General features: G+C 38.8%; 9 protein-coding genes. All 9 read left to right on the top strand.

The genetic code is table 11. The features are described from left to right. A partial coding sequence (locus tag AC3AX0_RS02005) for a M6 family metalloprotease domain-containing protein (protein ID WP_487548630.1) occupies nt 1–1,424 on the top strand: 1,424 nt, incomplete at its 5' end. A 230-nt stretch (nt 1,425–1,654) separates the two neighbouring features. After that, nucleotides 1,655–2,299 (top strand): DUF2953 domain-containing protein, encoded by a 645-nt coding sequence (locus AC3AX0_RS02000; protein ID WP_487548629.1) that lies wholly within the window; start codon nt 1,655–1,657, stop codon nt 2,297–2,299. Between the two features lie 45 nt (nt 2,300–2,344). Next, the gene (locus AC3AX0_RS01995) at nt 2,345–2,737 is read left to right on the top strand and encodes a GerW family sporulation protein (RefSeq protein ID WP_487548628.1); all 393 of its coding nucleotides are present in this window, start codon (nt 2,345–2,347) and stop codon (nt 2,735–2,737) included. Nucleotides 2,738–2,910: 173 nt separating this feature from the next. Continuing rightward, the gene (locus tag AC3AX0_RS01990; RefSeq protein ID WP_487548627.1) at nt 2,911–3,822 is read left to right on the top strand and encodes an ABC transporter ATP-binding protein; all 912 of its coding nucleotides are present in this window, start codon (nt 2,911–2,913) and stop codon (nt 3,820–3,822) included. A gap of 13 nt (nt 3,823–3,835) precedes the next feature. Then, a complete protein-coding gene (locus AC3AX0_RS01985) occupies nt 3,836–4,840 on the top strand; it encodes an ABC transporter permease (RefSeq protein WP_487548626.1) in 1,005 nt (334 codons plus the stop codon). Between the two features lie 45 nt (nt 4,841–4,885). After that, the gene (locus tag AC3AX0_RS01980; protein WP_487548625.1) at nt 4,886–5,719 is read left to right on the top strand and encodes an SGNH/GDSL hydrolase family protein; all 834 of its coding nucleotides are present in this window, start codon (nt 4,886–4,888) and stop codon (nt 5,717–5,719) included. A 160-nt stretch (nt 5,720–5,879) separates the two neighbouring features. After that, complete coding sequence (gene nhaC / locus AC3AX0_RS01975) at nt 5,880–7,301, top strand: Na+/H+ antiporter NhaC (protein WP_487548624.1); 1,422 nt, start codon at nt 5,880–5,882, stop codon at nt 7,299–7,301. A 14-nt stretch (nt 7,302–7,315) separates the two neighbouring features. After that, the gene (locus AC3AX0_RS01970) at nt 7,316–8,518 is read left to right on the top strand and encodes a M20 family metallopeptidase (RefSeq protein ID WP_487548623.1); all 1,203 of its coding nucleotides are present in this window, start codon (nt 7,316–7,318) and stop codon (nt 8,516–8,518) included. A gap of 162 nt (nt 8,519–8,680) precedes the next feature. Next, a partial coding sequence (locus tag AC3AX0_RS01965) for an amidohydrolase family protein (RefSeq protein ID WP_487548622.1) occupies nt 8,681–9,106 on the top strand: 426 nt, incomplete at its 3' end.

The raw sequence follows: 9,106 nt of genomic DNA, 5'->3' as shown, positions 1-9,106 counted from the left end.
ATGCATATTCCAATGGGATAGGTATAGCTGGTCCAAGTCCGGATTTTCTTTTAGGTGGAATTCAGATTGGTGACAGCAGTTATTGGTTAAACAAATATACAATGCAGCCTGAAAATGGTGGAGTTGGAGTATTTGCCCATGAATTTGCTCATGATATGGGGCTGCCGGATCTGTATGATTACACAGGAGAAAATAGTACTGGATTTTGGACATTGATGTCTTCCGGTTCATGGTTAAGTGATGGAACAGAGGATATTGGCTCAAAACCCAGCCATTTGGGTGCCTGGGAGAAATTCCAGCTTGGCTGGCTCAACTATGAAGTAGCATTTGCAGGAGAGAAATCCGTTCATAGGCTTGGACCAATGGAATTCAACACCAAACAGGCCCAGGGTGTGTTTGTGGTTCTTCCGTCTAAGGAAGTGACAGAAGTTATTGGAGACCCATATGCAGGAGATTATTTCTACTACAGCGGTGCGGGAAATGATTTGGACAATTCAATGTATAAGGAATTTTCCATTACTGCAGGAGCAATTCTCACTGCCAAGGTAAATTACGAGATTGAAACGGACTGGGATTATGCCTATGTTGTTGTATCCACAGATGGAGGTAGTACATGGACAAGCCTAGATACTAATCTTTCCACTTTGACTGATCCAAACGGTCAAAACTTTGGGTATGGCATCACCGGAAATTCAGGTGGATGGGTTGGTTTGGCAGCTGATTTGAGTCCTTATGCAGGCCAAAACGTGCTGCTTGGATTCCGCTACTGGACTGATGTGGCAGCTGTTGAAAAAGGAATGATGATTGATGAGATAGTGGTTGCAGATTATTCTGCAGACGGTGCTGAGAGTGATGCAGGCTGGACCTTTGAAGGGTTTAGTAGATCAACAGGTATTGAGTCGGGTTTCTACAGCCACTATTATGTATGTGAATACAGGACATATCTCGGATATGACAGTACCCTTGCAGCCGGTCCATACAACTTTGGATTTTCTGGATATCCAAATTATGTAGAGCGTTTCCCATATCAGGATGGTCTTCTGATCCATTATTGGGATACATCGCAGACGGATAATGATACGGGTATTCATCCTGGTAAAGGCTTGCTGCTGCCTATAGATGCACATTTTGAACCATTATTACGAACTGGCAGTGAATTGTGGCGAAACAGGATTCAAACATATGATTCAACCTTCGGTAAAACTCCAACGGATGCATTGACTCTGCATTATAATGATATTCCTTATGTGATTCCAAGTCTTCCGGGGGTAAGTTCCTTTGATGACCTTATTATGCACTATGATCCATCAAATCCCAATGGAAGTGTAATACATCCCCAAACGGGTACAGTAATAACTGTCCTTCAGGAACCGAAAAACAATATGGTACCATTCATGCAGATTAAGATAAGTCCTGTGAAGTAGGTTTAATAGATTCAAAAGTATTCGATTGAAATCCCGGCATTTTTTGTTGGGATTTTAATATGTCAATGTTTTCAATAAATGAAGTTATATTATCGGAACTGTATAAAAAAGATGGTTTTAGTGGTATAATTAAATTACAAATTGAATGGTTGGTTTAGGATTGACCACAATATAGATAGACAGCATGCCGGCCGGAAAGGGTCGGCTTTTGGTGTTTTTTGGAGGTTGAAATGATTATACTATCTATAATTGGATATATTCTTCTTTTTATTTTAATAATTCTAGCAATCATTATCCTCATTCCCTATTCATACTATGCAGAAGTGGAAAAATATGACGACATGAAAATAAGGGGAGTGGTTTCCTGGCTTTTCGGTGGACTTAAGATTTTAATATTAAAGGAACCGGATGGAAAAGCAAAAGCTAAAATAAGGTTTCTGGGGTTTGAAAAAAGATTGGATTTAGATAAGGATAAAGATGACGGCACAGGTAAAGATGGCAAAAATTCGAAAAAGAAAGATAAGGAAAAGAAGAAAAAGTCTTTTAATCGTGAATATTTGAAAAAGAAATTAATAAGAAAAGTTTTGACAGTTGTGAAGAAGCTGTGGAAACATTTATGGCCCAATGTTATAACTGCAAGGATAAAAGCAGGATTTGACAATCCAATGTATACGGGATATATGTGTGCTTTGTACAGCCAGTCCTATATTCTTCCAAAAAAGTATGACATAAGGATGGAACCTGTTTTTGACGAAGATATATTGGAAGGTGAGGGATCGGTTGAGGGTAGGATATGGATAGTATATATTCTGGTCCTTGCCCTGGGATTAGTTGTAACAAAACCTTTTAGGAAAATACTCTTTTCCAAGGGATGATATAGGCTTAATGGCATATGGAAAATAAAAAAGGAGGCATAAATCATGGCAGAATTCAATATCAGGGACAATGTAAACAATATCTTTGAGAAGCTTGAAAGCTTCATGCAGACAAAGACCGTAGTAGGTGAACCGGTACAGGTGGGAGAAGTTACCCTTGTTCCATTCATTGACATTTCCTTTGGACTGGGAACAGGCGGCGGAGGCGGCATCGAAGAAAAGGGAGCCAAAGGCGAAGGCGGCGGATTGGGAAGCGGCGGCAAGATTTCCGTAACATCGGTACTGGTTATCAAGGGAGACCATGTTGAGATGATGCCCATCAAGAAATCATCAAGCATCGACAAGCTCATAGAGATGGTTCCCGAAATTATGGAAAAGGTTGACCTTAAGAAAAAAGAAAAAGAAAAAGAAAAAGAAGAGGAAGAAGCAGAAGAATAAGTAAAGAAACAAAAAATGAAAAGACTGGAACAAGAGGAAAGTCTATAAAGGGAAACTGAATTTTCAACCCTTAAATTTGTGGTGCGGTGATATTGACCGCACCTTGACTTGTGACCTGGAAGTTGATTCATAAGGGCCATTGATGGATAAGATGATAAAAGGGATGATTTAATATGGACAAGCATGTGTTGAGAGTAAACAATATTACAAAAAGAATAGGAAAAAAGGAAATCATCAAAGGAATCAGCTTCCATATCGATGAAGGTGAAATCTTTGGATTCCTGGGACCCAACGGTGCCGGCAAGTCGACTACTCTTAGAATGATAGTGGGCCTCTTGAGACCGACATCGGGAAATATTGCAATCTGCGGTCATTCTATTACAAAAAACTTTATAAAAGCCATGTCCAATGTGGGCTGTATAATCGAGGAACCGGACTTGTACAACTATGCTACAGGTATGAAAAATCTTGAAATGCTTGGATATATGTCAAAAAACATTTCTAGAAAAGATATCATGGATGCAGTTGAGTTGGTGGGCATGGAGAAACGAATAGGTGACAAGGTAAGCACTTATTCAAGGGGAATGAAGCAGCGCATTGGTCTTGCACAAGCTCTTCTACATAATCCCAAGCTTTTGGTACTTGATGAACCAACAAGCGGGCTGGATCCCCAGGGCATATTTGAATTCAGGGAAATGGTAAAGGATTTGGCTTCAGAGAAAAACATAGCTGTGCTGGTTTCATCCCATCTTATATCGGAAATACAGCTTATGTGCAGCAAGGTTTCAATAATAAAGGATGGGCTTGTGGTTAAAACGGGAGCTGTGAATGATCTGGTATCATCTAGTGAAGTTTATTGGGTTGTGGATAATCTAGAAAAGGGAAAACTGATCATGAAGGAAAGATTTAAAATCAATGCAAAAATAATTAATAATCGTTTGGAGGCAGTCATAGGCTTGAATCAGTTGGAAATGCTCAATGCTTCACTTGTAAATGAAGGATTAAAGCTTAAATATGTTAATTCAAAGAGCAAGACTCTGGAAGAGTTGTTCCTCAGTCTGACTGAGAACCAGAAAATAACCTAAAGGATTGAGTGGTATGATGAATCAATTAATTCAAAATGAAGTCAGTAAAATACTTCTAAAGAAAAAAATGGTACTCATATCCGTTCTGCTCTTTCTTTTCATAGGGTTGTTTTCCTATGGAGAAAAATACACCTATGATAAGACCATAAGCAGATTCGAGAAAATCACCGAAGACACTTCCTACGACTGGAAAAGTCTTGCCAGCCAGCAGATGCAGGAGCTTGAAAAGAGGCTTGAAAGTCCTTATATCCATGAAACAGGCATCAGGTCTATTGAAATACAGATTGAACAGATGAAGTATTTTATAGAAAACGACATCAATCCAATCACTCCAAGTTCTGCAAGGTTTTCTGTCAATTTTGTTGAGAATGCAATCATCATGTTTATTCCACTTATGATAATAATTCTAGCATCGGATCTGGTATCCGGTGAATTTTCAAACCGTACAATCAAGGTTATCCTTACCCGTTCAGTTCCAAGATGGAAGGTATTGTTGAGCAAATATATTGCCCTTCTTATGATGACAACAATGGTTGTTTTGATGATAGGTGCAATATCGAGTTTTGTGTCCTTTTCCTTCTTCCGGGTTTGGGGCTTTTATGAGCCTGTTGCAACAGGATTTAAACTTATAAATGGAGAATTGGATGCAAATTCCGTAATCATGGTGAATAGAATGGAATACATGGTTTTGATTTATTCTCTGGCATGGTTTGTTTCAATAGCAATTGCATCCATAACTTTTATGATATCCGTCCTTGTCAAAAGTACTGCTGCAGCAATAGGAATTATAATGGCATTTCTCATAGGAGGACAGTTCCTCCAGTTCTTCCTTTCGGATTGGGAAATCATCAAGTATTTCTTCGTATCCAATTTGAATCTCACTAAATATTTAACAGGCTCCTACCAGCAGATAGAGGGCATGTCTATGAAGTTTTCCATTATGGTTTTAGCCATATGGAGTTTGGTATCAATAGTAATAAGTTTTGTAGTTTTCACAAGAAAAGATGTACTTGCGTAGTAGCACTTAAGAGATTTGACGGTTATTATCGGGTGGAGGTCAATGATGAATAAAAAAATCATTTGGATAATGTTTTTACTGATTACGGTTATATTTACAGCCGTTTTTTTAGGCGGATTCATAATATCCATAAACATAACTTCATCAAACATAGATGATGAGGGTGTTCAAGAAGAGCCTTTAGAAGGTGCTGTTACGGACCAGGAAATCATGGATAATGAAATCGGCGAAGATGATTCTCAGGAGGGGGATATGTTTACAATACTTATATTAGGAGATTCTATTGGAGCAGGAGTAGGTGATGATACTGGTCTTGGTCTTGGCAAAGGCTATGGAAAACTGATTGAAAAGGATATTTCCCGGGAAATAATAGTTGTGAATCTGGCCCAGCCGGGAGCGGAAATTTCAGATATGATGAAAGTATTGGACGATGATGAAACCATTAGAATTATAAGTTCGGCGGATATTGTGCTCATATCAATTGGAGGAAACGATGTCAATCATTTGATGAATTCTAGAAGCCAGGTGTCAACCAGTAATTATGAGGAGACTTTAGAGATTTATTTAGAAAATTTGGGAAAAGCAATTGCCTTTATAAAAGAAAACAACAGTGATGTACAAAGGGCAATTATTGGTTTATACAATCCTTACGGAGATGAAGTTGATGAAGAGACAAGAGAAATGCTCCTTAACTGGAATTATAGGACAGAGCTTCTGATTTCTTCATATCCAAACAGCGTCTACATACCAATTCATGACCTCTTTAAGTACAATTTAGATGAATATCTGACAATAGACGATTTTCATCCCAGTGCGGATGGATATAATGCTATAGTGGAGCGATTATATAAGGTACTCAATGGTGAAGAGAAACAATAAGCAAAGAATAAGAAAAATTTAATTTTTCTTATTCTTTGCTTATTGTTTAAAAAATGTTTAAACTAGTATTAGTAAATTAAACTTAAACATTTTTTAAAACGTTTGAAACATTACTCCTCTGGTATCATTAGTTAAATAAAATATTAAGGAGTGTAATTAGATGAATTCAGAAGAAAAAAAACCGGGACTTATTGGTGTATTGGTAGTTTTTATTTTCCTAATAGCGGCAATGTCCATTCAGATTTTCGTACTTAAACAGGAATGGGTGACCCATATCACACTTATCCTTGCGACAGTAGTGGCGGCAATAGTTGCCATCTTGAATGGATTTACATGGGAGGATATACAGAATGGAATACTTCACGGATGTAATATTGCAATGCTTCCCATGCTCATCCTCATGATGGTTGGAGTACTTATTGCAACATGGATACCTTCAGGAACTATTCCTACACTAATCTACTACGGACTCAAGGTATTGTCTCCTTCTATGTTCCTATTTTCCGTATGCCTTATTTGTGCGATATCCTCAGTTGCCACCGGAAGTTCATGGACAACTGGAGCGACATTTGGTGTTGCATTCATGGGGATAGGATACGGTCTTGGAATTCCACCAGCAATGACAGCCGGTGCAGTCGTTTCAGGTGCTATTTTCGGAGACAAGATGTCTCCACTTTCAGACTCGACGAACCTTGCTGCTGGAGTTGCAGAAGCCGATCTTTTTGATCATATTAAATCAATGGCTTATTCAACAGGACCTGCAATAATTATTTCCCTCGTTATTTATCTGATACTGGGATTAAGATTCAAGGGTGCTGAAATAGACCAGTCACAAATAAATATCATACTGGACGGGCTGAAGGGAAACTACTATATAAGCCCTGTTGCGTTTATACCGCCTGTAATAGTTGTAATACTCGCAATTAAAAAGGTTGGAGGACTTGCAGTAATGGTAATTGCCTCTCTCATAGGAGCTGCCTTTGCAATGATATTCCAGGGCTACAGCCTTGGTGAAATGATGAGCTTTATGAACTACGGATTTTTATCAGCAACAGGCATATCTGAAATTGATGCACTGCTGAGCAGAGGTGGACTTCAGAGTATGATGTGGACCATATCACTTGGATTCATTGCATTGAGTTTTGGAGGATTGCTGGAGAAGACCAGAATGCTTGATGTTCTTCTGGATCAAATCAAAGGTCTTGTAAAGTCTACTGGAGGTCTTGTTACAACTCATGTAGTTTCCAGCATACTTATCAATCTCTTCTCTGCAAGTCAGTATATGGCAATAATCATACCTGGAAGAATGCTAGTTCCCTCATACAGGGAAAAGAAACTTCTTCCACAGATTTGTTCGAGAGTGTCGGAGGATTCGGCAACTGTCACATCACCATTGGTCCCTTGGGGGCTTTGTGGGGTATTCTTTACAGGGGCACTTGGAGTTAGTACAATAGAGTATCTGCCATATGTGTATTTGTCATTCCTTGCACCTTTGATTACAATATTCTATGGATGGACAGGCAAATTCATGTTCAAAGAAGGAGAAATAAGTTCTGTAAAAACGTACAATAAAGCAAATTGACAGGAGTGGAGATTATGACTGAATCAAAAAATATTATTAATGAAAAAAACACAGAAAAGCTTTTAAGCGATTTAATAAGAATATACAGCCCTTATTTTGAGGAAGAAAACATTATGGAATTTGTCCATGACTGGTTAAAGGAAAGGAATATTCCAGTTGAATACCACTATTATGAAGATGACAAGGTAACAAAATTCAAGGGTGTTAACGTAATAGGTGAATTGAAAGGCAACAAATCAGGCAAAAAAGTATTGATAAACGGCCATATGGATTCCGTACAGCTTTGTGAAGGATGGACAAAAGATCCTCTTGATCCTGTAGTTGAAGAGGGCAGGATGTACGGTCTGGGATCCCTTGATATGAAATCCGGTTCGGCGGCTGCAATGATGGCAATAGAGGCATTCAAGAATGCTGTACCGGATTTTGACGGAAGTATAGTATACCACTTTGTGTCCGACGAAGAGGGTCCCTACGGACTTGGAACAAATTTCATAATACATGATGAACTAATAACAGATGCTGACGTGGCAATAGTACCTGAACCAAGTGCAGGATTTACAGGAGTAAACTTTCCCTGTCTCTGTCTTGGAGCAAGGGGTGGATATTCATATACAGTGGAATTCACAGGAAAGTCGGCTCATGCTGCAAATCCTCAGAATGGAATCTGTGCAATTGAAGCTGCATCCAAAGTAATTATGGAGCTTAAGAAGACAGAACTGAAAGTTGATCCCTATCTTGGAACTGGGGACATATGCGTAATAGACATGAATGGCGGGGGGGCTGCATGCTCCGTTGCGGATAAGGCAAGCTTCACAGTATTCAGGCATATAGTAATGGGAGAGGACAAGGAAACTATAAAAAAAGAGCTTGATGATGCCGTCAAGGCTGCCGACATCGATGCGGACTATGAAATAAAGTTCAGGGAGGCGCCCACTCCCGACAGCGACGGATTCCTTCCTTACAGGGTAGACGAGGATAACGAATATTCTGTGAAATTCAAGGAGTCCATCAAAAGTGTAACGGACAAGGACCCTGAAATAGCATATTTTCAAAGCATAGGTGATTTTTGCTATATAGGGTCAAGATTAAATATTCCAACCTTTGTTTTCGGACCTGGAGGAGAAAATTATCATGGTGCTGATGAGTATGTAATCATAGAGGATGTGATAAAGACTGCTGAAGTGATTTACGACTATTTGGTTAGAATTCTAACATAGACAAATGGAAAAGGTTTAATGTTAATAAACATGGCAGCGGATTTCTATGAAATCCGTTGCTTGAATTGTATACGATATCAATTCAAGGATTGCATTGAAAGGGTGTAAGTATTAAACTAAAGAAGTAAACTTAATATAAGAATAAAAAACGGTGGTGAAGAAATGACTTCTGTAGACTTGTTGATTTGCGACGGAAAAATTATATCTTTAGACAGTAACAACAATATTTATGAATGGATGGCCGTTAAGGACGGCAAAATATTTGATCTTGGTATGGGAAAAGGCTATGAAAAATATCTTGAAACTTCTCAGGAAACATATTTTCTGGTGGGAAAGACAGCAGTGCCTGGATTTTACGACTGCCATGTTCACCTTGTCCAGACGGGACTCAATTTCGAAGGTGTTAACCTTTATGATGTGAAGACAATTGAGGAGCTTTTAACGAAAATCAGGAAGGCTGCCGAAGATACTCCAAATGGGGAACTTATCAGAGCCTATCGTTTTGATGTGACAAAGACAAGAGAAAGAAGATTCCCTACGAGGCATGAACTTGACAGGGTTTCTCCTAACAATCCTGTATGGATAAAC

The organism is Dethiosulfatibacter sp., from assembly GCF_983023055.1.
Note: the sequence above shows the minus strand (reverse complement) of the source record. Positions and strands in the feature narration are given on the sequence as shown.